18 protein-coding genes are annotated in these 25,295 nt (G+C 58.9%); 6 read left to right on the forward strand and 12 right to left on the reverse strand.

Features of this window, described 5'->3' with window-relative positions:
• Nucleotides 1-399 precede the first annotated feature (399 nt).
• The 4 genes from carA to folA all read left to right on the forward strand — a co-directional run bounded on the left by carA (nucleotide 400) and on the right by folA (nucleotide 6,935).
• Nucleotides 400-1,548 (forward strand): glutamine-hydrolyzing carbamoyl-phosphate synthase small subunit, encoded by a 1,149-nt coding sequence (gene carA / locus KOL70_RS15500; protein WP_215480867.1) that lies wholly within the window; start codon nucleotides 400-402, stop codon nucleotides 1,546-1,548.
• A 13-nt stretch (nucleotides 1,549-1,561) separates the two neighbouring features.
• Nucleotides 1,562-4,786: a carbamoyl-phosphate synthase large subunit gene (gene carB, locus KOL70_RS15505; RefSeq protein WP_021507592.1), complete on the forward strand. Its 3,225-nt coding sequence runs from the start codon at nucleotides 1,562-1,564 to the stop codon at nucleotides 4,784-4,786.
• Nucleotides 4,787-5,021: 235 nt separating this feature from the next.
• A complete protein-coding gene (locus tag KOL70_RS15510) occupies nucleotides 5,022-6,164 on the forward strand; it encodes a porin (protein WP_058774843.1) in 1,143 nt (380 codons plus the stop codon).
• Between the two features lie 288 nt (nucleotides 6,165-6,452).
• Nucleotides 6,453-6,935 (forward strand): type 3 dihydrofolate reductase, encoded by a 483-nt coding sequence (gene folA / locus KOL70_RS15515; RefSeq protein ID WP_031279709.1) that lies wholly within the window; start codon nucleotides 6,453-6,455, stop codon nucleotides 6,933-6,935.
• 249 nt (nucleotides 6,936-7,184) lie between these two features.
• Here folA and apaH read toward each other — a convergent pair whose 3' ends face one another.
• Genes apaH through lptD form a run of 6 tightly spaced genes read right to left on the reverse strand, consistent with a single transcriptional unit; the run spans nucleotide 7,185 to nucleotide 13,995 of the window.
• On the reverse strand, nucleotides 7,185-8,039 hold the full coding sequence (gene apaH, locus KOL70_RS15520) for a bis(5'-nucleosyl)-tetraphosphatase (symmetrical) ApaH (protein ID WP_058774842.1): 855 nt from the start codon (nucleotides 8,037-8,039) through the stop codon (nucleotides 7,185-7,187).
• A gap of 52 nt (nucleotides 8,040-8,091) precedes the next feature.
• A complete protein-coding gene (gene apaG / locus KOL70_RS15525) occupies nucleotides 8,092-8,469 on the reverse strand; it encodes a Co2+/Mg2+ efflux protein ApaG (RefSeq protein ID WP_021507588.1) in 378 nt (125 codons plus the stop codon).
• Nucleotides 8,470-8,473: 4 nt separating this feature from the next.
• The gene (gene rsmA / locus KOL70_RS15530) at nucleotides 8,474-9,298 is read right to left on the reverse strand and encodes a 16S rRNA (adenine(1518)-N(6)/adenine(1519)-N(6))-dimethyltransferase RsmA (protein ID WP_021507587.1); all 825 of its coding nucleotides are present in this window, start codon (nucleotides 9,296-9,298) and stop codon (nucleotides 8,474-8,476) included.
• Nucleotides 9,291-10,283 (reverse strand): 4-hydroxythreonine-4-phosphate dehydrogenase PdxA, encoded by a 993-nt coding sequence (gene pdxA, locus KOL70_RS15535; RefSeq protein ID WP_059010320.1) that lies wholly within the window; start codon nucleotides 10,281-10,283, stop codon nucleotides 9,291-9,293. The genes rsmA and pdxA overlap by 8 nt, the downstream gene beginning before the upstream one ends.
• Nucleotides 10,273-11,568, reverse strand: a complete 1,296-nt coding sequence (gene surA / locus KOL70_RS15540) for a peptidylprolyl isomerase SurA (RefSeq protein WP_031279707.1) — start codon at nucleotides 11,566-11,568, stop codon at nucleotides 10,273-10,275. Before surA ends, pdxA begins: the two co-directional genes overlap by 11 nt.
• A gap of 54 nt (nucleotides 11,569-11,622) precedes the next feature.
• Nucleotides 11,623-13,995 carry an LPS assembly protein LptD gene (gene lptD / locus KOL70_RS15545; protein WP_223815704.1) on the reverse strand — a complete coding sequence of 791 codons (2,373 nt, stop codon included), beginning with the start codon at nucleotides 13,993-13,995 and terminating at the stop codon, nucleotides 11,623-11,625.
• Nucleotides 13,996-14,177: 182 nt separating this feature from the next.
• On the opposite strand from lptD, the gene djlA reads away from it, so the two are divergent.
• On the forward strand, nucleotides 14,178-14,990 hold the full coding sequence (gene djlA, locus KOL70_RS15550; RefSeq protein ID WP_021312869.1) for a co-chaperone DjlA: 813 nt from the start codon (nucleotides 14,178-14,180) through the stop codon (nucleotides 14,988-14,990).
• Between the two features lie 14 nt (nucleotides 14,991-15,004).
• On the opposite strand, the gene rluA is transcribed toward djlA, so the two are convergent.
• From rluA to polB, 3 genes are all read right to left on the reverse strand, one after another.
• A complete protein-coding gene (gene rluA / locus KOL70_RS15555) occupies nucleotides 15,005-15,664 on the reverse strand; it encodes a bifunctional tRNA pseudouridine(32) synthase/23S rRNA pseudouridine(746) synthase RluA (protein ID WP_021507583.1) in 660 nt (219 codons plus the stop codon).
• A gap of 21 nt (nucleotides 15,665-15,685) precedes the next feature.
• Nucleotides 15,686-18,592 (reverse strand): RNA polymerase-associated protein RapA, encoded by a 2,907-nt coding sequence (rapA, locus tag KOL70_RS15560; protein ID WP_058774837.1) that lies wholly within the window; start codon nucleotides 18,590-18,592, stop codon nucleotides 15,686-15,688.
• Between the two features lie 151 nt (nucleotides 18,593-18,743).
• Nucleotides 18,744-21,104 carry a DNA polymerase II gene (polB, locus tag KOL70_RS15565; protein ID WP_088517914.1) on the reverse strand — a complete coding sequence of 787 codons (2,361 nt, stop codon included), beginning with the start codon at nucleotides 21,102-21,104 and terminating at the stop codon, nucleotides 18,744-18,746.
• Between the two features lie 169 nt (nucleotides 21,105-21,273).
• On the opposite strand from polB, the gene KOL70_RS15570 reads away from it, so the two are divergent.
• Complete coding sequence (locus KOL70_RS15570) at nucleotides 21,274-22,038, forward strand: DedA family protein (RefSeq protein ID WP_021507580.1); 765 nt, start codon at nucleotides 21,274-21,276, stop codon at nucleotides 22,036-22,038.
• Here KOL70_RS15570 and thiQ read toward each other — a convergent pair.
• Genes thiQ through thiB form a run of 3 tightly spaced genes read right to left on the reverse strand, consistent with a single transcriptional unit; the run spans nucleotide 22,035 to nucleotide 25,292 of the window.
• Entirely contained in the window at nucleotides 22,035-22,736 is a 702-nt protein-coding gene (gene thiQ / locus KOL70_RS15575; protein WP_215480868.1) for a thiamine ABC transporter ATP-binding protein ThiQ, read from the reverse strand. The two genes, KOL70_RS15570 and thiQ, sit on opposite strands and share 4 nt — an antisense overlap.
• The gene (gene thiP, locus KOL70_RS15580; protein ID WP_215480869.1) at nucleotides 22,720-24,330 is read right to left on the reverse strand and encodes a thiamine/thiamine pyrophosphate ABC transporter permease ThiP; all 1,611 of its coding nucleotides are present in this window, start codon (nucleotides 24,328-24,330) and stop codon (nucleotides 22,720-22,722) included. The genes thiQ and thiP overlap by 17 nt, the downstream gene beginning before the upstream one ends.
• On the reverse strand, nucleotides 24,306-25,292 hold the full coding sequence (gene thiB, locus KOL70_RS15585; RefSeq protein ID WP_141496242.1) for a thiamine ABC transporter substrate binding subunit: 987 nt from the start codon (nucleotides 25,290-25,292) through the stop codon (nucleotides 24,306-24,308). Before thiB ends, thiP begins: the two co-directional genes overlap by 25 nt.
• Between the last annotated feature and the right edge of the window lie 3 nt (nucleotides 25,293-25,295).

Genomic DNA, 25,295 nt, shown 5'->3' on the forward strand with positions numbered 1-25,295 from the left:
GCCCTTTATTTTATCTGTAAAATGGCGATCTGATTGTCATTTTTGTTTGTGGTTCTTATTTTTATGATTTATCTGCACGTTTTTTCATGTTGAGTGGCTTTTTTTGACCATTTGGTCAAAAATTTACGTAGTTGGCCGGTGTTTTGCCATTAATTGCGTCAGGCAACCGATTATTTATCGGAGATCTCTCACTATTTTGTCGCCTTGCTTCACTTTTAACATTCAGTAGCCCGAAATATACAAAAAAATAACCGCTCAGGGTAGACAATCACCAGGTCGATCATTAGAATGCGCGCAATTTGCCAAAAATCGAGCGGTCAGGCGGTTTTTGCATTGATTCAGCGCATCATTTTGAATTAATATGCAGATATTGTGACTGTTTATTCCCTGGAGGATGTTTTGATTAAGTCAGCGCTCTTGGTTCTGGAAGACGGAACCCAATTCCACGGTCGGGCCATCGGGGCAACGGGATCGGCAGTGGGGGAGGTCGTTTTCAATACGTCAATGACCGGTTATCAAGAAATCCTCACTGATCCTTCCTATTCCCGCCAGATCGTCACCCTCACTTATCCTCATATCGGCAACGTTGGTGCCAATGCCGCCGATGAAGAATCCAGTCAAATCCATGCTCAGGGCCTCGTCATCCGCGATCTGCCGCTGATTACCAGCAACTTCCGCAGCGAAGAGAGCCTGTCAGCCTATCTGCAGCGCAACAATATTGTCGGTATCGCCGATATCGATACGCGCAAACTGACGCGCCTGCTGCGTGAGAAAGGGGCGCTGAACGGCTGCATCATCGCCGGCGACAGTCCGGATGCGGCGCTGGCGCTGCAGAAAGCCCAGTCGTTCCCGGGCCTGAAAGGCATGGACCTGGCGAAAGAAGTGACCACGGCGGAAACCTACGCGTGGCAGCAGGGGAGCTGGGCGCTGAAAGGCGGCCTGCCCGAGCAGCAAAGCGCTGACGCGTTGCCGTTCCACGTGGTGGCTTATGACTACGGCGCCAAGCGCAACATTCTGCGCATGCTGGTGGATCGCGGCTGTCGCCTGACGGTTGTCCCGGCGCAAACGCCGGCTGATGAGGTGCTGGCGCTGAATCCGGACGGGATTTTCCTGTCGAATGGCCCTGGCGACCCGGAGCCGTGCGACTACGCCATCAGCGCGATTCAGGCTTTCCTGAAAACCGACATTCCGGTGTTTGGTATCTGTCTTGGCCATCAGCTACTGGCGCTGGCCAGCGGTGCGAAAACCGTGAAGATGAAGCTTGGCCATCACGGTGGCAACCATCCGGTGAAAGACCTCGATAACAATACTGTGATGATCACCGCGCAGAACCACGGTTTTGCCGTCGATGAAACCAACCTGCCGGCTAACCTGCGCGTGACCCATGTTTCCCTGTTTGACCAGACCGTACAGGGCATTCACCGCACCGATAAACCGGCGTTCAGCTTCCAGGGACATCCGGAAGCCAGCCCAGGCCCGCACGATGCGGCGCCGCTGTTCGATCACTTTATCGAACTGATCGAAGCTTACCGTTCTAACGCGAAGTAATCAGGAGCCCACGATGCCAAAACGTACTGACATAAAATCTATCCTGATCCTTGGCGCTGGCCCGATTGTGATTGGCCAGGCATGTGAATTCGACTATTCAGGTGCGCAGGCGTGTAAAGCGCTGCGTGAAGAGGGATACCGCGTCATTCTGGTGAACTCTAACCCGGCCACTATCATGACTGACCCGGAAATGGCGGATGCGACCTACATCGAGCCTATCCACTGGGAAGTGGTGCGTAAAATCATTGAAAAAGAGCGTCCGGATGCGGTGCTGCCGACCATGGGTGGTCAGACCGCGCTGAACTGTGCGCTGGAGCTGGAGCGCCAGGGCGTGCTGGCCGAGTTTGGCGTGACCATGATTGGTGCCACCGCCGATGCGATTGATAAAGCTGAAGACCGTCGCCGCTTCGACGTGGCGATGAAGAGCATCGGCCTGGATACCGCACGTTCCGGTATCGCGCACACCATGGAAGAAGCGCTGGCGGTAGCGGAAGAGGTCGGTTTCCCGTGCATCATTCGTCCGTCGTTTACCATGGGCGGCACCGGTGGCGGTATCGCTTACAACCGCGAAGAGTTTGAAGAGATTTGCGAGCGCGGCCTCGATCTGTCGCCAACCAATGAGCTGCTGATTGATGAGTCGCTGATTGGCTGGAAAGAGTACGAGATGGAAGTGGTGCGTGATAAAAACGACAACTGCATCATCGTCTGCTCGATCGAAAACTTTGACGCCATGGGGATTCACACCGGTGACTCCATCACCGTGGCGCCTGCCCAAACGCTGACCGATAAAGAGTATCAAATCATGCGTAACGCCTCGCTGGCGGTGCTGCGTGAAATCGGTGTCGAAACCGGCGGTTCCAACGTCCAGTTCTCGGTGAACCCGAAAGATGGCCGCCTGATCGTCATTGAGATGAACCCGCGTGTGTCGCGCTCTTCAGCGCTGGCCTCGAAAGCGACCGGCTTCCCGATTGCCAAAGTCGCGGCCAAGCTGGCGGTGGGCTTTACCCTCGATGAACTGATGAACGACATCACCGGCGGCCGTACGCCGGCCTCGTTCGAGCCGTCCATCGACTACGTCGTCACCAAGATTCCCCGCTTCAACTTCGAGAAGTTTGCCGGTGCCAATGACCGTCTGACCACGCAGATGAAGTCGGTTGGTGAAGTGATGGCGATTGGCCGCACGTTCCAGGAGTCGATGCAGAAAGCGCTGCGCGGTCTGGAAGTGGGCGCCAGCGGTTTCGACCCGAAAGTGGATCTGGATGATGGCGAAGCCCTGACCCGTATCCGCCGCGAGCTGAAAGATGCCGGTTCTGACCGCATCTGGTATATCGCTGATGCGTTCCGTGCCGGCATGTCAGTCGACGGCGTGTTCAACCTGACCAACGTTGACCGCTGGTTCCTGGTGCAGATTGAAGAGCTGGTGCGCCTGGAAGAGCAGGTGGCGCGCGAAGGTGTCAACTCGCTGAGCGCAGATTTCCTGCGTGCGCTGAAGCGTAAAGGCTTTGCCGATGTGCGTCTGGCAACGCTGGCGGGCGTGGCGGAGAGTGAAATCCGCAAGCTGCGTCATCAGTTCAACCTGCATCCGGTTTACAAGCGCGTGGATACCTGTGCGGCAGAGTTCGCCACGGATACCGCCTACATGTACTCCACCTATGAAGAAGAGTGCGAAGCCAATCCTAATCAGGATCGCGACAAAATCATGATTCTGGGCGGCGGGCCAAACCGTATCGGTCAGGGTATTGAGTTCGATTACTGCTGCGTGCATGCGGCGTTAGCGCTGCGTGAAGACGGTTACGAAACCATTATGGTCAACTGTAACCCGGAAACCGTGTCAACCGATTACGACACCTCAGACCGTCTCTACTTCGAGCCGGTGACGCTGGAAGACGTGCTGGAGATCGTGCGCATCGAGCAGCCAAAAGGCGTTATAGTGCAGTACGGTGGCCAGACGCCGCTGAAGCTGGCGCGCGCGCTGGAAGCGGCTGGCGTGCCGGTGATTGGTACCAGCCCGGATGCCATTGACCGCGCGGAAGACCGTGAGCGTTTCCAGCAGGCGGTGGATCGCCTGAAACTGAAACAGCCGGCTAACGCCACGGTGGCGACTCTGGAACAGGCGGTAGAGAAAGCCGCAGGGATTGGCTATCCGCTGGTGGTGCGTCCTTCATACGTGCTGGGCGGCCGGGCGATGGAAATCGTCTATGACGAAGTGGATCTTAAGCGCTACTTCCAGACTGCGGTGTCCGTGTCCAACGATGCGCCAGTGCTGCTGGATCGCTTCCTCGATGACGCGGTGGAAGTGGACGTCGATGCGATTTGCGACGGCGAACGCGTGCTGATTGGCGGCATCATGGAACACATTGAGCAGGCGGGCGTGCACTCCGGTGACTCGGCCTGTTCGCTGCCGGCGTACACCCTGAGCACTGAGATTCAGAACGTGATGCGCCAGCAGGTGGAAAAGCTGGCGTTCGAACTCAACGTACGTGGTCTGATGAACGTGCAGTTTGCGGTCAAGGACAACGAAGTTTACCTGATTGAGGTGAACCCACGTGCCGCGCGTACCGTGCCGTTTGTCTCCAAAGCCACCGGCGTGCCGCTGGCGAAAGTGGCTGCGCGCGTGATGGCTGGTAAAACCCTGGCTGAACAGGGCGTAACCGAAGAGGTGATTCCGCCGTACTACTCGGTAAAAGAAGTGGTGCTGCCGTTCAACAAATTCCCGGGCGTGGACCCGATTCTTGGTCCGGAAATGCGTTCGACCGGTGAGGTGATGGGCGTGGGCCGCACCTTCGCGGAAGCATTCAGCAAAGCCATGCTCGGCGCGCAGAGCAATATGAAGAAGCAGGGGCGTGCGCTGCTGTCGGTGCGTGAAGGCGACAAGAAACGTATTGTTGACCTGGCCGCGAAGCTGCAGAAGTTTGGCTTCGAGCTGGATGCGACGCACGGTACCGCCGTGGTGCTGGGTGAAGCCGGCATCAATCCGCGCCTGGTGAACAAGGTGCACGAAGGGCGTCCGCACATTCAGGATCGCCTGAAGAACGGTGAATACACCTACATCGTCAACACCACCGCAGGACGCCAGGCGATTGAGGATTCTAAACTGATTCGCCGCAGCGCGCTGCAGTACAAAGTGCATTACGACACCACGCTGAACGGTGGTTTTGCTACCGCGATGGCGCTGAATGCGGATCCGACCGAAAAAGTGATTTCGGTGCAGGAAATGCACGCGCAGATTAAAGGCTAAACCGCCTGCTCTGTGACTAAACGGCCCCGCGCGGGCCGTTTTTTTTGGCCTGTTTTGCCTGTGCTGCATAAGGTTATACGTTACAAATCTATTGATTTGACATAATTTTTATCAGTTGATGCGAAACCAGTTACATTCAGGCGTATCCGCACAAAATTATAAATACCTCCCCGCTAAGCGCACCGTACTATTCCGCTGCTCAATCATAGAGCGCTCACCTTTACGGGATATAAAAATGAAAATGCGTGCTTTCACTCTCAGCGCAGTGGCTGCGTTACTTGTTGCTGCACCTCTCGCCAGTCAGGCGGAAATCACCCTGCTGAAGCAGGATCCGCAGGCCGGCGATCCGCTTAGCCGTCTTGATTTCAAAGTGGGCGGCAGTATTCGTCCGCAGTATCTGCATCAGAACGGGGTTAACGATAAATCGTATAAGCGTAACGGCTACGACGGCGGTTCACGTTTCCGCTTCAGCGCCAACTACTACCTGTTTGACGATGTCAGCTGGGTGGGTTACTACGAGCTGGGCGTTAACTTCCCGGCCTGGTGGGGCTGGGATAACCACTATGCGGACGGTGCCCACAACACCACGCGTCGCCAGCTGTATACCGGTTTCAAAAGCGCATCGCTGGGCGAGCTCTATTTTGGCCAGCAGAACAGCGTTTATTACGATGTCGTCGGCGCTAAAACCGATATCTGGGACTACGATATGCTGGCCCAGGCACCGGGTAACGGCATCAACGGTGACTACGACGGATCTTACCGCTCGCGCAAGATGCTGAAGTATAAAAACACCTTTGGCGATGCGGATGTCTATGCCGCTTATCTGTTTGAAGATGACGACTATCTGCCGGGCAACGGCCTGCGCTACAAGCGCAAGGGCGGCGGTTCGCTGGGCGTGAACTATCACATCACCAAAGATCTGGCGTGGGGCACCGCGTGGAACTACACCCGTGCGGATATCCGCAATCCGGGCAATGGCGACAGCAAGCGTTACGACCAGAATATCTACGGTACCGCGCTGAGCTGGACGCCGGACAACTGGACGCTGTCCGCCGGTGCGGGCTGGTATGAGAACTTCTCGCCAACCAAACGCAACACCGTTAACAACTACTTCGCGGATGATGCGTGGGGCGTTGAATACTTCGCCGGTTATAAATTCCCGATCGGCCAGTATGCTGTGAAGAGCATCCAGCCGTACTTCATGGGCGATCGCCTGGAGTTCGTCAACGGACGTAACTACAAGCGTATCGATAACGGCGTGGGCGTCAGCGCGCAGCTCGACTACGGTTTCCGCGTCGACTACGAGTACGTGATCACTTCCAGTACCGATAAATCACTGGGCAACGTTAATCTGGTGCGCCTGCGCTACGATTTCTGATGCGTAAATCAACGGCTCCTGCGGGAGCCGTTTTTTTTGGGGCGGACACAGTGCGCTTTTCTTTACACAGCGCGCGGGCAGCGTGGAGCATCACCCTGAGTTGTAGCGCCTTCACCGCGAATTCTGGCGGCTCTTTCCGCTAACTGCCGCAAAGCCGGAGTAAAACTCTGTCGCTCAGACAAAACGCCGAGCCAAGCGGGCTTTACGTAAATAGCACGGTCGTCCTATCGACGAAAGTTTCACCTTTACGTATCATTGCGCCAATTTTTTTCCTGTAGGTCTTTTAACATGATTAGTTTGATCGCGGCACTGGCAGCAGATCGTATTATTGGCATGGAAAACGCCATGCCATGGCACCTGCCTGCCGACCTCGCGTGGTTCAAGCGCAACACGCTGAACAAACCGGTGATTATGGGCCGTCTGACCTTTGAATCGATTGGTCGCCCGTTACCGGGACGCCTGAATATTGTGGTCAGCAGCCAGCCCGGCAACCATGACGGCGTGACCTGGGTGACGTCGCCGGAAGAGGCAATTGCCGCAGCGGGTGAGGCAGAAGAGATCATGGTGATTGGTGGTGGCCGGATTTATGCGCAGATGCTGGCGCGTGCCGATCGTCTCTATCTGACGCATATCGATGCGGAAGTGGAAGGCGACACCCAGTTCCCGGATTACGAGCCGGACGAGTGGCAGTCGACGTTCAGTGAGTTCCACGATGCCGATGCGCAGAATTCGCACAGTTACTGCTTTGAGATTCTGGATCGCCGTCGTTGATTGTGGCCAGTTGCGCATGAATGCGCAGCCTGTAAAGGCAGGGATCAATCGCTGTTTATGACCTTCCAGGTGCGCATAAATGCGCACCCTACAACGGCAGGGACCAATCTCTGTTTATGACGCGATAAACCCGTGCAATATCAGGCTGATGGCTATCACGGTACAGATGGTCGTTGTAGGGTCGCCATTTATGGTGACCAAAAAAAAGCCCCGCTAACATCGCGGGGCTTTTTGTTTACTGCATATCGCTCAGGGGGAGGGCGCATTCACCGCGCTTTCCGCCATGGCCTGGTCACGGTTCGAGACCTGGGTGTAATACTGGCCGCTCTCCCAGTGCAGCAGGGTCAGCGTTCCGCCCCAGCAGCAGCCGGTGTCGAGCCCGATCACATGCTCTGGCGTGCCTTTTCCTTCCAGCGAAGCCCAGTGACCAAAGATTTGCGTATAATCACTGCTGATTTTGCCGGGCACCTGGAACCACGGTTTCAGCGGCGGCGGCGCTGAGGCGGGTGCCTCTTTGCAAATCATGTCGAGCTGACCATTGGGGAAACAGAAGCGCATGCGCGTCAGCGCATTGGTGCTGAAACGCAGGCGCGCCAGTCCGCTCAGTTCCGGTGTCCAGTTGTTCGGCATGTCGCCATACATGGCATCGAGAAACAGCGGATAGCTGTCGCTGGATAAGACCGCCTCAACTTCGCGCGCGCACTGCTGTGCCGTCTCCAGATCCCACTGCGGCGTAATGCCAGCATGCGCCATCAGCAGCTTTTTCTCTTCATCCACCTGCAGCAGCGGCTGGCGACGCAGCCAGTTAATCAGCTCGTCGGCATCGTCCGCTTCCAGCAGGGGCGTCAGGCGATCCTTGGGCTTGTTACGGCTGATACCGGCATACACTGCCAGCAAATGCAGGTCATGGTTGCCCAGCACTATGCGCACACAGTCTCCGAGCGACCTGACGTAGCGCAGTACCTCAAGCGAACCCGGACCGCGCGCCACCAGGTCGCCGGTCAGCCAGAGCTCGTCCTGCTGCGCATCGAAATTGACCTGCGCCAGCAGCGCACGTAATTCGTCATAACAGCCGTGAATATCGCCAATCAGGTATGTACTCATTAAGTCAGTCCGATGAAAACGCGCCGCCCGGACTGGCCGGGCGGAGGAGGAATTAGTGAATGTGGGTTTGCACCGCGAGGCGGAACACCGGAATCTCCACGTGGAAGGTCTCGCCCTCTTCGTCGATCATCACATAGTGTCCCTGCATGGTGCCCATCGGCGTTTCCAGAACCGCACCGCTGGTGTACTGAAACTCATTGCCGGGCGCGATATGCGGCTGCTCACCGACCACGCCTTCACCCTGCACTTCGGTCTCGCGCCCGTTGCCATTGGTGATCAGCCAGTAGCGGCTGCGCAGCTGCACGCTGTTGCGCCCGAGGTTACGGATGGTGATGGTGTAGGCAAACACGTAGCGATCCTCATCGGGAGAGGATTGCGATTCCACATACTGACTCAGTACCTGAACACAAACGCGGGCCAGTTCACTCATGCACTCAGTTCTCCGCAGATTCAGCCTGATGATTGCCCAGCCAGTTTGCCAGCTGGCAATACTGCGCCACGGTGACATTTTCTGCCCGCAGCGAGGCGTCGATGTTGAGTTCATCCAGCGCACCGGCCGTGAACAGGTGTCCCAGGCTGTTACGCAGGGTTTTGCGTCGCTGACCAAACGCTTCGGTGGTGATACGGCTCAGTAAACGCACATCGCTGACCGGATACGGTGGCTGGGTAAAGGGCACCAGACGCACTACCGCCGAATCCACTTTCGGTGGCGGGGTGAACGATTGTGGTGGCACTTCCAGCACCGGAATCACCTGACAATAATATTGCGCCATCACGCTGAGACGCCCGTAAGCTTTGCTGCCCGGGCCGGCTACCAGACGGTTAACCACCTCTTTCTGCAGCATGAAGTGCATATCTTTAATCGAACCAGTATAGCTGAAAAGGTGGAACATCAGCGGCGTCGAGATGTTGTACGGCAGGTTGCCGAATACGCGCAACGGCTGACCCTGCTCCTTTGACAGCGCGGAGAAGTCGAAGGTCATCGCATCCTGCTGATAAATCGTCAGCTTAGGACCGAGGAACGGGTGCGTCTGCAAACGCGCGGCAAGGTCGCGGTCCAGCTCGACGACAGTCAGCGCATCAAGACGCTCGCCCACCGGCTCGGTTAACGCACCCAGCCCTGGGCCAATCTCCACCATGGCTTCACCCTTTTGCGGATGAATAGCGGAGACGATGCTGTCGATAATGTACTGATCGTTCAGGAAGTTCTGCCCGAAACGTTTACGGGCGTAGTGCCCCTGATGGACGCGATTATTCATTACTGCTCTTGATCATAGTGATGGCGAGGTTAAGCGCCGTAATAAAGCTGCCCGGCTCTGCGCTGCCCAGACCGGCGAGTTCCAGCGCGGTGCCGTGGTCAACAGAGGTACGGATAAATGGCAGGCCGAGGGTGATATTCACCGCGCGACCAAACCCCTGAAATTTTAGCACCGGCAGGCCCTGGTCGTGATACATCGCCAGCACCGCATCGGCGTGCTGCAGATATTTCGGCTGAAACAGCGTATCGGCCGGTAACGGACCGGTGAGCTGCAGGCCCTGCTGGCGCAGTTCGTCGAGCGCCGGAATGATGGTATCGATCTCTTCCCGGCCCATATGACCGCTTTCGCCAGCATGCGGGTTGAGGCCGCAGACAAAGATATGCGGCTGCGGAATGCCAAACTTACGCTGCAAATCCTGATGCAGGATGGTGATCACTTCATGCAGACTGTCACGGGTGATGGCGTCCGCGACATCTTTCAGCGGCAGATGCGTGGTGGCCAGCGCCACGCGCAACGCTTCGGTCGCCAGCATCATCACCACGCGATCGCCACCGGCGCGCTCAGCAAAGAACTCGGTGTGACCGGTGAAGGGGATGCCGGCGTCATTGATCACGCCTTTGTGTACCGGACCGGTCACCAGCGCGGCAAACTCGCCGCTGAGGCAGCCGTCGCAGGCGCGGGCCAGCGTCTCCAGTACGTAATGACCGTTGGCGACCGTCAGTTCGCCGGCCGTCACCGGCTGCGCCGTCGCGATGGGCAGCAGCGTCAGCGTACCGGCCTGCTGCGGCTGCGGTGCCACCCCGGGCTGATAGTCACGCAGCGTCAGCGGCAAACCCAGTTGAGCCGCGCGCTGGCGCAGCACGTCGCCGTCTGCGCACACCACCAGCTCAACCGGCCAGTCACGCTGAGCCAGCGCAACGGCGAGATCGGGACCAATCCCGGCGGGTTCGCCGGGCGTGATCGCCACACGATAATTACTGACCATTGCCATCCAGAATCTTCACGTAAGCACTGGCGCGCTGTTCCTGCATCCAGGTTTGCGCTTCTTCGGCAAACTTACGGTTGAACAGCAGACGGTAAGCGCGCTCTTTCTGCGCGGCATCGGTTTTATCCACCTGACGGGTATCCAGCAGCTGAATCAGGTGCCAGCCGAAGGAGGAGTGCACCGGCGCACTGACCTGGCCTTTCTGCAGCTTCAGCAGCGCATCACGGAAAGCCGGATCGTAGATTTCCGGTGACGCCCAGCCAAGGTCGCCGCCCTGGTTCGCGGAACCCGGATCGTCGGAGAACTGTTTCGCGGCAGCGGCGAAGGTGGTTTTGCCACTCTTGATGTCTGCGGCGATCTGTTCAATCTTCTGACGTGCCTGATCGTCGGTAAGGATCGGTGACGGCTTCAGCAGAATGTGGCGGGCATGCACTTCGGTGACCGAAATGTTTTTGCTCTCGCCGCGCAGATCGTTCACTTTCAGGATATGGAAGCCAACGCCAGAGCGGATTGGGCCGACGATGTCGCCTTTCTTCGCGCTGCTCAGCGCCTGCGAGAACAGCGTTGGCAGCTCTTCAATTTTGCCCCAGCCCATGTTGCCGCCTTTCAGCGCCTGCGGATCGGCAGAGTAGGTCACGGCCAGTTTACCGAAATCGGCACCGCCTTTCAGTTCACCCACCAGCTGACGCGCCAGCGCTTCCTGGTCATCAACCTGCTGCTGAGTTGGATTTTCCGGCAGCGGCAGCAGAATCTGACTGATGTTAAGTTCGGTGCCCTGGGTATTCTGCGAGCCGATCTGCTTAGCCAGCGTATCCACTTCCTGCGGCAGAATGGTGACGCGACGGCGCACTTCATTGTTACGCACTTCAGAGATCAGCATCTCTTTGCGGATCTGCGCGCGATAATCGTTGTAGTTCATCCCGTCATAGGCCAGACGGCTGCGCAGCTGATCAACGCTCATGCGGTTCTGCGCGGCGATGTTCTGGATCGCCTGATCCAGTTGCTGATCGCTCACCTGCAGACCGGCTTTTTCGCCCATCTGCAGAATGATGGCGTCCATGACCTGGCGTTCAAGGATCTGATGACGCAGGGTTTTGTCATCCGGCAGCTGCTGACCAGCCTGCTGCGCCTGTGACTTCACGGTGCGCAGCATGTTGTCTACGTCACTTTCCAGCACCACGCCGTTGTTCACGACTGCGGCAACTTTATCGACCATCTGTGGGGCTGCGAACGCAGTGTTAGCGGTGATCGCCACACCAAGAATCAGCATTCTCCAGTTCTTCATACTTTATCCATTGTTGTTTCCGCACTGCGGGATAGCCTGTCAAATATCACAACATCAGAAAGCGCGCTGATAAGGGATGATGCCCTGACGCAGCATTTCATTGGTGCCTAAGCCATAGTTAGAACTCAGACCACGCAGCTCAATGTTGAATGAGATTTGGTTGTCATACTTGCTGTCGTTGTTTTCCCAACCGTTGATCTTGCGTTCGTAACCCAGACGAATGGCGTAGCAGCAGGAGCTGTACTGCAGACCGACTAGCTGCTCGGCCGGACGGCTGTTGCGGGTGTCATAGTAGTAACCCCCCACCAGCGACCAGGCATCGGCAATCGGCCAGCTGGCCGTGGCGCCCACCTGCGAGATACCGTTTTTGTAGATCGGGTTAGTGACATAGCTGGGGTTATTCAACGCCTGCGCCACATACTCCGGGCTACTGTAGCGATAGCTCAGCTGCACCATACGGTCGGCATCACGACGGTATTCCACAATGGCATTGCCCTGGGAAACGTTGTCCAGCCGCGTATCGTATTGCAGGCCGCCGCGCACGCCCCAGCGATCGCTGACTTTCCAGTAAGTATCACCCGCCCACACCAGGCTACCGGTATCATCTTCTTTATTCGTCTGGTTTACGCCGGTACGAGACGGGGTAAACGAGTAGATTTGACCCACGGAAACGTTAAAACGTTCAACCAGATCGTTATCATAAATACGCGTGGTCACGCCGGTCGCCACTTCGTTAGACGAAGCGATACGATCGAGGCCGCTGTAGGTGCGATCGCGGAACAGGCCGGTGTAGTCGGTCTGCAGCAGCGTGGAGTCGTACGGATAGATGTTGCTCTGGTCGCGATACGGGATATACAGGTACTGCACGCGCGGTTCCAGCGTCTGGGTGTAGCCTTCAGCCCAGTCCATATTGCGGTCAAATACCAGGCGACCATCTACCTTGAACTGCGGCAGGGTGCGGTTGACCGACTCTTTCAGCTGATTGGTGCGGGTGGTATCGATATTTTCGTTGTAGTAGTTAACGTTATCCTGCTGGTAATGCGTTGCCAGCAGCTTTGCCTCGGTATCCAGACTGGCCCAGCCGTTGGACAGCGGCAGGTTGAGCGTTGGCTCGATGTGCAAACGCGTCGCTTCCGGCATTCGGTTACTGACGTTAGTGAACTTCACCGCCTGCGCATAGATGCGACCGTCAAACGGCCCGATATCGTTCTGGTACAGATTGACATCCAGCTGCGGCATCGCCCGATACACGTTCTGGCTGCTGGTATTACCAAACACCTGGAAGTCTTTGCTGGACAGCGTCGCATCCCAGTTGGTGTCAGCGTAGCCTACGCTGAATTTCTGCGTGGCGTAGCCGTCAGTCGAGCTGTAGTACTTCGAATCCAGGTCGTTGAAGTAATAAGGATCGCTGACTTTGGTGTAGTCGGCGTTGAAGCGCCAGTGCTGATCGTAGACGCCGGAGTGACGCCAGTAGAACAGCCAGCGGTCGTCGTTGCTGTCGTTCTGCACCGACGGTCGCGCGGCTTTATCTTTGTTGTACTGATTGTCAGACGGCAGATAGTCCAGCTCTAACAGGCCGGCACCAAACTGCGTCAGGTAGCGGAACTCGTTCTGCAGCTGCAGACCGCGCTTGCTCATGTAGTGCGGCGTAATAGTGGCATCGGCCTGAGGCGCGATGTTCCAGTAGTACGGCAGCATGAATTCGAAGCCGTTGTTGCTGCCGTATTTCGCGTTGGGGATCAGGAAGCCGGAGCGGCGGCGGTCGCCAATCGGCAACTGCAGATACGGGCTGTAAAACACCGGCACGTTGCCGAGCTTAAAGCGCGCGTTCCAGATCTCCGCCACTTCTTCTTCACGGTCCTGAATCACTTCCGAACCGACCACGCTCCAGCTGTTGGAACCCGGCAGACAGGAGGTAAAGCTGCCGTTTTCCAGAATGGTATAGCGGTTATTACCGCGCAGTTTCATCTGGTCAGCATCACCGCGACCCTGACGGCCGACCATCTGATAATTACCGTTCCACACGTTGGTGTCTTTGGTGTTCAGATTGGACCAGGCTTTCGGACCTTTCAGGATGACCTGGTTGTCGTCATAGTGCACATTACCCAGCGCATCGACGGTACGCACCGGCGTCGTTTGTCCGTCCTGCTGACGCTGATGCAGCTGCATCTCGTCGGCAACCAGACGGCTGTTCCCCTGCTGCACATCAACATTACCGGTGAACACCGCGTCGTTCGGATAGTTCCCTTTTGCTGAGTCAGAGTTGATGGTTACCGGCAGCGAATTCGCGTCGCCACTGACCAGCGGACGGTTGTAGCTCGGCACGCCCAGCATACACTGCGACATCAGATCGTCGGCCAGTGCATGCTGACTATAAAGCGCTGCACCAATCATGGTAGCCAGCAGGGTAGGTATACGTTTTTTCATACGCGGTTTCGATAATTCCATGAAAACTGGCATCATGCCGACAATCCGGACAGAGACTAACGTACCGCCCGGCGTTGCGCCAGTGTTAATCCTGCTCTGCCTGCGTTGCCGTTAGGCGCGGAGATAAATGACAGGTATGATAATGCAATTTTCAGCCGCAAGCATGGCGAATTGAGGAGTTTATGCGCTACTGGGGAAAAGTTATTGGTCTGGCTCTCGGCTTACTTTCCGGAGCAGGCTTTTGGGGCATCGTACTGGGTCTGATCATTGGTCATCTGTTTGACAAAGTGCGCAGCGTAAAAGGACAGGGCTACTTCGCCAACAATCAGGCGCGTCAGACGCTGTTCTTCAGCACCACGTTCCAGGTGATGGGCCATCTGACCAAGTCGAAAGGGCGCGTCACCGAAGCGGATATCCAGATTGCCTCTTTATTTATGGACCGCATGCAGCTGCATGGCGAGGCGCGTACCGCGGCACAGCGTGCGTTTCGTGAAGGTAAGCAGAGCGAATATCCGTTACGTAACAAGCTACGCGAGCTGCGCAGCGCCTGCTTTGGCCGTTTCGACCTGATTCGGATGTTTCTGGAAATTCAAATCCAGGCGGCGTTTGCTGATGGTTCGCTGCATCCCAACGAGCGTCAGGTGCTGTACGTCATCGCGGAAGAGCTGGGGATTTCCCGCGCGCAGTTCGACCAGTTCCTGCGCATGATGGAGGGCGGTCAGCAGTTTGGTGGCGGTTCGTCGTACGGCGGCGGCGCTTATCAGCAGGCGAAACGTGGCCCGACGCTGGAAGATGCCTGCAGCGTGCTGGGGGTGAAAAGCAGCGACGACAGCACCACCATCAAGCGCGCCTACCGTAAGCTGATGGCCGAGCACCATCCGGATAAGCTGGTGGCGAAAGGTCTGCCGCCGGAGATGATGGAGATGGCGAAGCAGAAAGCGCAGGAAATTCAGGCCGCGTATGACCTGATTCGCAAAGAGAAGGGCTTTAAATAAGGGGCGGCGGCCCCTTAAAAATCGGCCGGCTGGCGAAACGTCATGCTGTTGCCAAACGCCGGATGGGTAATGGTCAGCGATTCGGCGTGCAGCTGCAGGCGTGGCGCCATGGCTAACGCCTCGGGATGGGCATAGAAGCGATCGCCGAGAATCGGATGCCCCAGCGCCAGCAGATGCACGCGCAGCTGGTGTGAGCGGCCGGTGATCGGCTTCAACTGCACCCGCGCGCTGTTATCGGCGTCATACGCCAGCACCTGATACTCCGTCTGCGCCGGCTTACCCAGCTCCACACTCACCATCTGCTTCGGCCGGTTAGGCCAGTCGCAAATCAGCGGCAGATCGATCATGCCCTGTTCCGCCGCCGGATGTCCCCAGACGCGCGCCACGTACTGCTTCGCGGGCTCGCGCTCGCGAAACTGCCGCTTCAGCTCGCGCTCGGCCGCCTTGGTCAGCGCCACCACAATCACACCGCTGGTGGCCATATCGAGCCGGTGCACCGACTCCGCCTGCGGAAAGTCACGCTGGATGCGCGTCATCACGCTGTCCTTGTGCTCCTCAAGGCGGCCGGGCACCGACAGCAAACCGCTCGGCTTGTTAACCACCATGATGTGCTCGTCCTGATACAGAATATGCAGCCAGGGGTCGAGCGGCGGATTGTAGGGTTCCATCAGCATGATTCAGCGCGGCCTCAGCGATTATTGGTGTGTCACAACGATCAGACGCAGCGCATCCAGCCGCCAGCCAGCTTCACCGAGGCTGGCCAGCACCTGCTCGCGGTTGCTCTCCAGCGCATCAACCTCATCATCACGGATGTTGGGGTTGACCGCTTTCAGCGCTTCAAGGCGCGACAGCTCGGCGCTCAGCTTCTCATCGGCTTCGGCTTTGGCCGCCGCAATCAGCGCCTGCGCTTCCGGCACGATGACTTTTTCCGCCTGCGTCAGGATGTGATGCACATCCTGCTGCACCGCGTTCACCAGCTTGCTGCCGGTATGGCGATTGACTGCGTTGAGCTGACGGTTAAAGCTTTCGAACTCCACCTTGCCGGCGAGATTATTTCCGGCGCGATCCATCAGCAGGCGGACCGGCGTGGGCGGCAGGAAGCGGGTAAGCTGCAGGTGCTTCGGCGCCTGTGCTTCGACCACATAGATCATCTCTACCAGCAGCGTGCCGACCGGCAGCGCCTTGTTCTTCAGCAGCGACAGCGCACAGCTGCCGGTATCGCCGGAGAGAATCAGGTCGAGGCCGTTGCGAATCAGCGGATGTTCCCAGGTAATGAACTGGGTATCTTCGCGTGACAGCGCCTGGTTACGATTAAAGGTTACGGTGCAGCCATCTTCCGGCAGGCCGGGGAAATCCGGCACCAGCATGTGGTCCGACGGCGTCAGGACGATCAGGTTATCGCTGCGATCTTCCTGGTTGATCCCGACGATATCAAACAGGTTGAGCGCAAAGTTCACCAGCTCGGTGTCGTTATCCTGCTCGCCGATGGCATCAGCCAGCGCCTGCGCGGCTTCGCCGCCGTTCGAGTTCAGCTCCAGCAGACGGTCGCGCCCCTGCTCCAGCTGCGCCTTCAGCGTGTCATGCTGTTTGCGGCTCTGGGCGATAAAGTCGTCCAGCCCCTGCGGGTTGTCCGGCGCGGCCAGATACTCAATCAGCTGCGGGTAGGCGCTGTCGTAGATGGTGCGGCCGGTCGGGCAGGTGTGCTCAAACGCGTCCAGCCCTTCGTGATACCAGCGCAGCAGCACTGCCTGGGCGGTTTTCTCCAGCCACGGCACCAGAATCTGGATGTCATGCAATTGGCCGATACGATCGAGACGGCCGATACGCTGCTCAAGCAGATCCGGGTTAAACGGTAAATCGAACATCACCAGCCGGCTGGCGAACTGGAAGTTACGCCCTTCCGAGCCGATCTCCGAACACAGCAGCACCTGGGCGCCATCTTCCTGCGAAGCGAAGAAGGCGGCCGCGCGGTCGCGTTCGATGATTGATAGCCCCTCATGGAACACCGCGGCGCGGATGCCTTCACGCTCGCGCAGCACCTGCTCCAGCTGCAGCGCAGTGGCCGCTTTGGCGCAAATCACCAGCACTTTCTCTTTACGGTTGCTGGTGAGATAGCCCATCAGCCACTCAACGCGCGGGTCGAAATTCCACCAGGTGCCGCTGTCGCCTTCGAATTCCTGATAAATCTGCTCGGGATACAGCATGTCGCGCGCGCGCTCTTCCGCCGTTTTGCGCGCCGCCATAATGCCGGAGACTTTAATCGCCGTCTGATACTGCGCCGGCAGCGGCAGGCGAATCTGATGCAGTTCGCGTTTCGGGAAACCCTTCACGCCGTTACGCGTGTTACGGAACAGCACGCGGCTGGTGCCGTGGCGATCCATCAGCATCGAAATCAGCTCTTTACGCGCGTCGTCTTTGCCGTCGCGATCGCTGTTCGCCACCTGCAGCAGCGGCTCGATGTCCTGCTCGCCGACCAGATCGTTGATCAGGTTCATCTCGTCTTTGCTGATGGCGTGATCGGCCAGCAGCGTACTGACGGCGTCAGCCACCGGGCGGTAGTGCTGCTGCTCGGCCACGAACTGCGCGAAATCGTGGAAACGATTCGGGTCCAGCAGACGCAGACGGGCAAAGTGGCTCTCCATGCCGAGCTGTTCCGGCGTCGCGGTCAGCAGCAGCACGCCGGCGGTCTTTTCCGCCAGCTGTTCGATAACCTGATATTCGCGGCTCGGCGCGGCTTCGCTCCACGCCAGATGGTGCGCTTCGTCAACCACCAGCAGGTCCCAGTCAGCTTCGGCCAGCAGCTCCAGCCGCTGTTTGTTGCGGCGGACAAAATCCAGCGAGCAGATAATCAGCTGCTCGGTATCAAACGGGTTGTCGCTGTCGTGCTGCGCTTCGGTGTAGCGATCGTCGTCGAACAGGGCAAAGCGCAGGTTGAAGCGGCGCAGCATTTCCACCAGCCACTGGTGCTGCAGGGTTTCCGGCACCACGATCAGCACGCGCTCGGCGCGTCCGGCCAGCAGCTGCTGCTGGATAATCATCCCGGCTTCAATGGTTTTACCGAGGCCGACTTCATCGGCCAGCAGCACGCGCGGTGCGTGGCGGCGACCGACGTCATGTGCGATGTGCAGCTGATGCGGAATCAGGTTGGTGCGCATGCCGCGCAGGCCGCTAATCGGCAGGCGATACTGTTCGCTCTGGTATTTGCGTGCGCGAAAGCGCAGGGCGAAGCGATCCATACGGTCCAGCTGGCCGGCAAACAGGCGATCCTGTGGCTTGCTGAACACCAGTTTGCTGTCGAGCATCACTTCGCGCAGCACCACGTTGCTTTCGTCGGTATCAAGACGCGTGCCGATGTAAGTCACTAAATCGTTTTCGTTGCGGACTTCATCAACCTGCATCTGCCAGCCTTCGTGGCTGGTGACGGTATCACCCGGATTAAAAATCACGCGGGTGACCGGAGAATCATTACGGGCATAGAGGCGGTTTTCGCCGGTGGCGGGAAACATCAGTGTGACCATGCGCGTATCCAGCGCCACGACTGTCCCCAGTCCCAGCTCACTTTCCGTATCACTAATCCAGCGTTGACCCAGTGTAAAAACCATATATTTTTTGCTCGATTCTCTAAAAGATAGAAAGACGTTCGCCTGCTCTCAGACAATACCCCACCGCCAGACAGTTATCTGGTCAGCTGGTGCACGCGGTGAGAATCAGGAAGGGCGCTATGGTACTGGATGGCAGGGCATTCGTCACCTGTCAAAAAAGCCCCAGTTGCCCGGTGATCAGTGTAGCAAAGTCATCGCCGACAAACGGTAAAATCCCCTCGGCGATCGGCTGTAGCTGTTTGCTGACGTAATGATCGTAATCCAGCGGCGTGCTGCGCGCTTCCAGCGGCTCCGGCCCGGCGGTGGCCATGACGTAGCGGATCGATCCGCCGTTCTGATACTGCAGCGGACGCTGCAGTTTACGGTTATGTTCATCGGCGAGGCGCGCGGCACGCACGTGGGGCGGCACGTTGCGTTCGTAATCTTTCAGCGGCCGGCGCAGGCGCTTTTTATACACCAGCAGATCGTCCAGCTCGCCGGCCAGCAGCTGTGCTACGGTGTCGCGAATGTAATCCTGCCAGGGTTCACCGCGGAAGATGCGGCCATACAGCGTCTGCTGGAACTGCTGTGCCAGCGGCGTCCAGTCGGTGCGCACCGACTCCAGCCCTTTAAACACCAGCCGCTCGTCGCCGTCGCGGCGAATCAGTCCGGCGTAGCGCTTTTTACTGCCCTGTTCGGCCCCGCGTATGGTTGGCATCAGGAAGCGGCTGAAGTGGGTTTCGTACTCCAGCTCCAGCGCGCTGTCGAGACCGTAAGTCTGCTGCAGATGCTGTTGCCACCAGCGATTCACGTGCCCGGCCAGCCGCTGGCCGATCGCGGCGGCATCGGCTTCGCTGTGGGCGCTTTTCAGCCAGACAAAAGTAGAATCGGTGTCACCGTAAATCACGTCAAAACCTTCGGCTTCAATCAGCTCACGCGTTTGCTGCATGATGGCGTGACCGCGCAGGGTGATCGACGAGGCGAGGCGCGGATCGAAAAAGCGACAGGCGCTGGTGCCGAGTACGCCATAAAAAGCGTTCATGATGATCTTCAGCGCCTGCGACAGCGGCTGGTTGCCGTCACGTTTGGCGGCCTCGCGCCCCTGCCAGATCTGGCCGACAATCGCCGGTAAACAGTGGGTGCGGCGCGAAAAGCGCGCGTGGCGAAAACCGGGAACCGAATCGGCGTCGTCCGGATGCGCCAGGCCTTCGACCAGCCCGACCGGATCAATCAGAAAGGTGCGGATGATCGACGGATAGAGGCTTTTATAATCCAGCACCAGCACCGAATCATACAGTCCGGGGCGCGAATCCATCACGTAGCCGCCAGGGCTGGCTTCCGGTGCCACTTCGCCGAGATTAGGCGCGACAAAGCCGGCGCGGTGCATTCGCGGAATATACAGGTGGCTGAACGCCGCCACCGATCCGCCGTGGCGATCCACCGCCAGGCCATTGACGGTGGCGCGCTCCAGCAAAAACGGCATGATCGCGGTGTGCTGGAAAATACGCGTAACCAGCTCACAATCCTTCAGGTTGTAGGTGGCCAGCGCCGGTTTGTCGTGGGCAAAGCGCCAGTTGATCTCTTCCATGCGCTGCCACGGATTGTTGATGGCTTTGCCTTCGCCCAGCAGCTCGCGCGACACCGCTTCCAGGCTGAATGAGGCGAAGTCCCAGAACGCCGATTTCAGCGCCTCGATACCGTCAATCACCAGCCGGCCACTGGCCTGAGCGAAGAACACGCCGGGCTTAAAGCCGTGCTCGCGCCACTCCAGCGGCTGCTGCTGACGGCCAAGACGCAGCGGAATACCGTAGCGGTCGGCATGTTTTTGCAGCACGCGCAGGTCGAACTGCACCACGTTCCAGCCGATGATGACATCGGGATCGTGACGGGCGAACCAGGCGTTAAGCTGCTCCAGCAGCTGTGGCCGGCTGTCGAGGTAAATCAGCTCAAAATCCAGCTGGCTGGCATCACCGTTCGGCGGGCCGAGCATATACACCTGGCGCTGGCCGCAGCCCTCCAGCCCGATGCAGTACAGCTCGCCGTGCTCGGTGGTTTCGATGTCGAGCGACACCCATTTCAGCTGCGGACGGTAATCGGGATGCGGCTTGAGGCGCGCGTTGACGAGGCTGTCGCCGCGCGGCTCGCCGCTGAACCACACCGGTGCCGTGATAAAGCGCTCCATCAGGTAGCGTTCCGGCGGGCGGATATCTGCTTCATACACCGCAATGCCGTTTTCACGCAGGCGTTTTTCGATGCTTTGCAGCTGTCGGTGGCTGCGGCAATAGAGTCCCAGCACCGGTCGGCGCCGGAAATCTTTCAGATCCAGCGGTTGCAGGCGCGTATGGCGCTCGTCGCGAATCAGCGCTTCGGTTTGCGCCTGGAACTCCCGGGGAATAAACGCCACTGACTCCTGCGCAGGCAGCACCAGGCGCTGCGGGCCCTGGTCGGTGGCCAGCCACAGCACCACTTCGCTGCCGGTCGGGGTATCCCGCCAGTGTCGAGTCAGCAAAAATCCTGCGCGCGGTTCGGTCACGTTAACTCCGGAGAATGAATTCATTTCAGTATATCATGGATGTTTATACAGTGTACTGCCGGTGGTGCCGTCGTATGCGCGGCGCGGGCGTGCGGCAGCGCGGGGAATTGCTTGACGCTGTGGGGCTGTCTCAGGACAATCCAGCCTCTATATTCCGCAGAGGATAGTTATGGAAGCCTGGATCCAACACCTGTTTACGCAATCGCTGGAGTACGCGCTGATTGCCGTGGCGCTGGTGACCTTTCTTGAGTCGCTGGCGTTTGTCGGCCTGCTGCTGCCGGGAACGGTCCTGATGGCCAGCCTCGGCGCGCTGGTGGGCAGCGGACAAATCGGGCTCTATCCGGCGTGGGCCGCCGGGCTGGCCGGCTGTCTGATTGGCGACTGGGTGTCGTACGGCATTGGCTGGAAATTCCAGGGACCGCTGCACCGCTGGAAATACCTGCAAAAATACAAAGGGCTGCTGGATAAAACCGAGCACGCGCTGCATCAGCACAGCATGTTCACCATCCTCGTGGGGCGCTTTGTCGGACCGACGCGTCCGCTGATTCCGCTGGCGGCCGGCATGCTGGAGCTGCCGGTGCGTAAATTTCTGCCGCCGAACATTATCGGCTGCATCCTGTGGCCGCCGGCTTACCTGATGCCGGGCATTCTGGCGGGCGTGGCGATCGACGTGCCGCAGGCGGCGCAGGGCGACAGCTTCAAATGGCTGCTGCTGGCGGTGGCGCTGCTGCTGTGGATCGGCGGCTGGCTGCTTTGGCGCTGGTGGCGCAGCGGCAAAAGCGTCGACTGGGCCACGCCTTATCTGCCACTGGCGCGGCTGCGCTGGCTGGCTCCGCTGATGGCGCTCATCGGCGTGGGTGCCTTTATTGCGCTGTTGTTCCACCCGATGATGCCGATTTTCCTGCAGCTGCTGTGGAAAGTGTTCTTCGCTTAACGCGGTGATACGCCAAGGATGGCGGCCGCCGGGCTTTCTCCGCGCAGCAGGCTGGCGGTGCTGCCATCCCAGTACACCCGACCGTCAACAATCACCAGGCTGCGTGACGCAATCTGCTGCGCATCCTCCAGACTGTGCGACACCATCAGCAGCGTGATAGTGCGCGCCTCGCACACCGCGCGCACCAGCTGTAACATCTCGCTGCGCAGCGCCGGATCGAGTGCCGAAAACGGTTCGTCCAGCAGCAGTACCGGCTGATTGCGCAGCAGGCAGCGCGCCAGCGCCACGCGCTGTCGCTGACCGCCGGAGAGCTGGCCGGGCAGACGCGTCAGCATCGATTCCAGCCCGGTTTGCTCCGCAATCTGCTGTACCTGCTGCTGCTGTTCGCGCGTCAGCTTCAGGCCGGGATGCAGGCCCAGCCCCAGATTTTGCTGCACTGTCAGGTGCGGAAACAGATTGTTCTCCTGAAACAGCATTGATACCGGTCGCGCGGAAGGCACGCTGCGGGTATGGTCGACGCCATCGATCAGCAGGCTGCCCTGACTCACCGGCAGAAAGCCGCCGAGCAGGCTCAGCAGGGTACTTTTGCCCGCGCCGCTCGGGCCGAGAATGGCGAGACGTTCACCGGCCTGTGCGCTAAAGCTGAAGCGCATCGGCAGATGATGGTAGAGATAAGTAAGGTTATTCAGTGTCAGCATGGCTACCTGGTAATTTTTCCATTAGCGTAAACAGCAGCAGGCATAACAGCAGCAGTAGCAGCGCGGTCACCGCGCCATCGGCACCGCGATAGGCGCCAATCTGCTGGAACAGATAAAACGGCAGGGTGCGGAAATCGGCGCTGCCGAACAGCGCCACCACGCCGAAATCCCCAATCGACAGCACGCAGGCAAATGCCAGCGCCTGTGCCAGCGGACGTTTCAGCGCCCGCAGTTCAATCAGCCGCAGGCGAGTAAACCCACTGATGCCCAGCGAGGCGCACAGCTGAGCGTAGCGCGCGCTGAGATCGCGCATCGGATTTTCCAGCACTTTCATAGCGTAGGGGATGGCGATCAGCGCGTTGGTGAAGATCACCAGCGCATCGGCACGCTGCGGCAGGCCAACGGTGGCGTTGAACAGCAGAAAGAACCCGCTTGCCAGCACGATGCCCGGCATCGCCAGAATCAGCATTCCGCTGAGTTCCATGGCCTGCGCGGCGAAGCGCTGCTGACGCTGGCGCAGTTCGCGACTGCTCCACAGCAGCATCATGGTCAGCAGCACGCACAGCACACCGGCACCGAGTGCGATACGCAGCGACGTCCACGTGGCCTGCCACAGCGCGGACTGTTGCAGCGCGCCGGCAATGCCGCCGCGTAAGCCGTCGACCAGCACCGCCGCCAGCGGTGGCAGCAGTAACAGCAGTGCCAGCGTAATCAGCAGCGTATCCGCGACGCGTGCGTGCCAGGAATCCTGCGGATCGCGCCAGCCGCGCACCGTCTGGCTACCGGCCGGAATCGCTTTACTGAAGCGCTGGCTGAGCAGCACCAGCAGCAGACAGCAGCCGAGCTGCAACAATGCCAGCAGCGCGGCGCGGCCGGGATCGTAATCAAAGCTAAGCGCCTGATAAATGGCCAGCTCCAGCGTGGTGGCCTGCGGACCGCCGCCCAGTGCCAGCACGGTGGCAAAACTGGCGAAGCACAGCATAAAGATCAGCGCCGCCGTCGGCAGCAGCGGACGGCGCAGCCACGGCCACTCCAGCAGGCGAAACAGCGGCCAGCCGCGCAGACCGAGCTGCGCCGCCAGCTGGCGCTGCTCGCCGGGAATGCTCTCCAGCGCCTGCAGCAGCATGCGCGTCGCCAGCGGCAGATTAAAGAACACGTGCGCCAGCAAAATACCCTGCAGGCCATAGGGCGAGAAGTGATAATCGATACCGACTGTGGCACACAGCTGCGCCAGCCAGCCGCTGCGCCCATAGACGCTCAGCAGACCGAATACGGCGACCAGCACCGGCAGCACCAGCGTCATGGCGCACAGGCGCAGCAGCAGGGTGCGGCCGGTAAAACGGCGGCGATAGAGCGCGCGGGCCAGCAGAATGGCTGGCAGCACCGAGAGCAGCGCTGACAGCAGCGCCTGTTCAAAGGAGAACGCCAGCACATGGTGCAGATAGCTATCGCTGAGCAGCGCGCGCCAGTCGGTGGCCGGCGCGGCGAGCAGCAGGGCACCGAGCGCCAGCAGCGCGACCGCACACAATAGCAGTGCGCTAAGCGCTCCGGGCAGCAGCCAGCCGGGCATCAGCGGCTGACGGCGCGCTGCCACGCGCTAATCCACGCCGCGCGATGGTCAGCCACCTCTGTCGGGGTGTATTGCAGCGCATTCGCAGGCACCGGCAACGTCTGATAACCGGCGGGTAAATCGCTTTTAATTACCGGATACATCCAGTTGCCGGTAGGAATGGTGCGCTGAAACGCTGGCGACACCATAAACTGCATGAATTGCTGCGCCAGCTGCGGCTGTTTGCTGCTGGCGAGCTGCGCGCCCACTTCTACCTGCAGATAGTGACCTTCGCTGAACGGCGCGGCGGCGTAGTTATCCTTTTTCTCTTCAATAATGTGGTAAGCCGGCGAGGTGGTATAGCTCAGCACCAGATCGCTTTCGCCTTTGAGGAACAGACCATAAGCTTCGCTCCAGCCTTTGGTGACGGTCACGGTTTTGCTGGCCAGCTTCTGCCAGGCCGCCGGTGCGTCATCGCCGTACACTTTCTGCATCCACAGTAGCAGACCGAGCCCCGGCGTGCTGGTGCGCGGGTCTTCATAAATCACCCGCCATTTTTCCGGGCTTTCGACCAGCTCCTTCAGGCTGTGCGGCGGATTCTTCAGCTTGTTTTTGTCGTAAACGAACGCGAAGTAGCCGTAATCAAACGGGATAAAAGTGTCATTGTGCCAGCCGTCCGGCAGTTGCAGTGCACGAGTATCCACCGTGCTTTTGCTGAACAGGCCGGTTTTTTCCGCCGCCTGAATCAGGTTATTGTCCAGCCCCAGCACCACGTCGGCCTTGCTGTTTTTTCCTTCCATGCGCAGGCGATTAAGCAGCGATACGCCATCCTCCAGCGCCACATAGTTCAGCTCACAGCCGCAGCGGGCCTCAAAGGCTTTTTTCACTGCCGGACCGGGGCCCCAGTCGGCGGCGAACGAGTCGTAGGTATAAACCGTGAGAACGGGTTTGGCCGCCAGAGCCGGCGCAGCGATCAGCAGCAACAGGGGCAGAACTTTATTTAACACTTT

Origin of the sequence: Pantoea sp. B270, assembly GCF_018726825.1 — a bacterium.
GTDB lineage: Bacteria > Pseudomonadota > Gammaproteobacteria > Enterobacterales > Enterobacteriaceae > Pantoea > Pantoea dispersa.

Excerpts from the sequence above, each read along its gene's own strand:
- KOL70_RS15510 (WP_058774843.1), top strand. The coding sequence starts at position 5,022 with ATGAAAATGCGTGCTTTCACTCTCAGCGCAGTGGCTGCGTTACTTGTT.
- apaG (WP_021507588.1), bottom strand. The coding sequence starts at position 8,469 with ATGAGTGAACTGGCCCGCGTTTGTGTTCAGGTACTGAGTCAGTATGTG.
- KOL70_RS15570 (WP_021507580.1), top strand. The coding sequence starts at position 21,274 with ATGGAAGCCTGGATCCAACACCTGTTTACGCAATCGCTGGAGTACGCG.
- rapA (WP_058774837.1), bottom strand. The coding sequence starts at position 18,592 with ATGGTTTTTACACTGGGTCAACGCTGGATTAGTGATACGGAAAGTGAG.
- folA (WP_031279709.1), top strand. The coding sequence starts at position 6,453 with ATGATTAGTTTGATCGCGGCACTGGCAGCAGATCGTATTATTGGCATG.
- djlA (WP_021312869.1), top strand. The coding sequence starts at position 14,178 with ATGCGCTACTGGGGAAAAGTTATTGGTCTGGCTCTCGGCTTACTTTCC.
- pdxA (WP_059010320.1), bottom strand. The coding sequence starts at position 10,283 with ATGGTCAGTAATTATCGTGTGGCGATCACGCCCGGCGAACCCGCCGGG.
- thiQ (WP_215480868.1), bottom strand. The coding sequence starts at position 22,736 with ATGCTGACACTGAATAACCTTACTTATCTCTACCATCATCTGCCGATG.
- lptD (WP_223815704.1), bottom strand. The coding sequence starts at position 13,995 with ATGAAAAAACGTATACCTACCCTGCTGGCTACCATGATTGGTGCAGCG.
- carB (WP_021507592.1), top strand. The coding sequence starts at position 1,562 with ATGCCAAAACGTACTGACATAAAATCTATCCTGATCCTTGGCGCTGGC.
- surA (WP_031279707.1), bottom strand. The coding sequence starts at position 11,568 with ATGAAGAACTGGAGAATGCTGATTCTTGGTGTGGCGATCACCGCTAAC.
- rsmA (WP_021507587.1), bottom strand. The coding sequence starts at position 9,298 with ATGAATAATCGCGTCCATCAGGGGCACTACGCCCGTAAACGTTTCGGG.
- apaH (WP_058774842.1), bottom strand. The coding sequence starts at position 8,039 with ATGAGTACATACCTGATTGGCGATATTCACGGCTGTTATGACGAATTA.
- rluA (WP_021507583.1), bottom strand. The coding sequence starts at position 15,664 with ATGCTGATGGAACCCTACAATCCGCCGCTCGACCCCTGGCTGCATATT.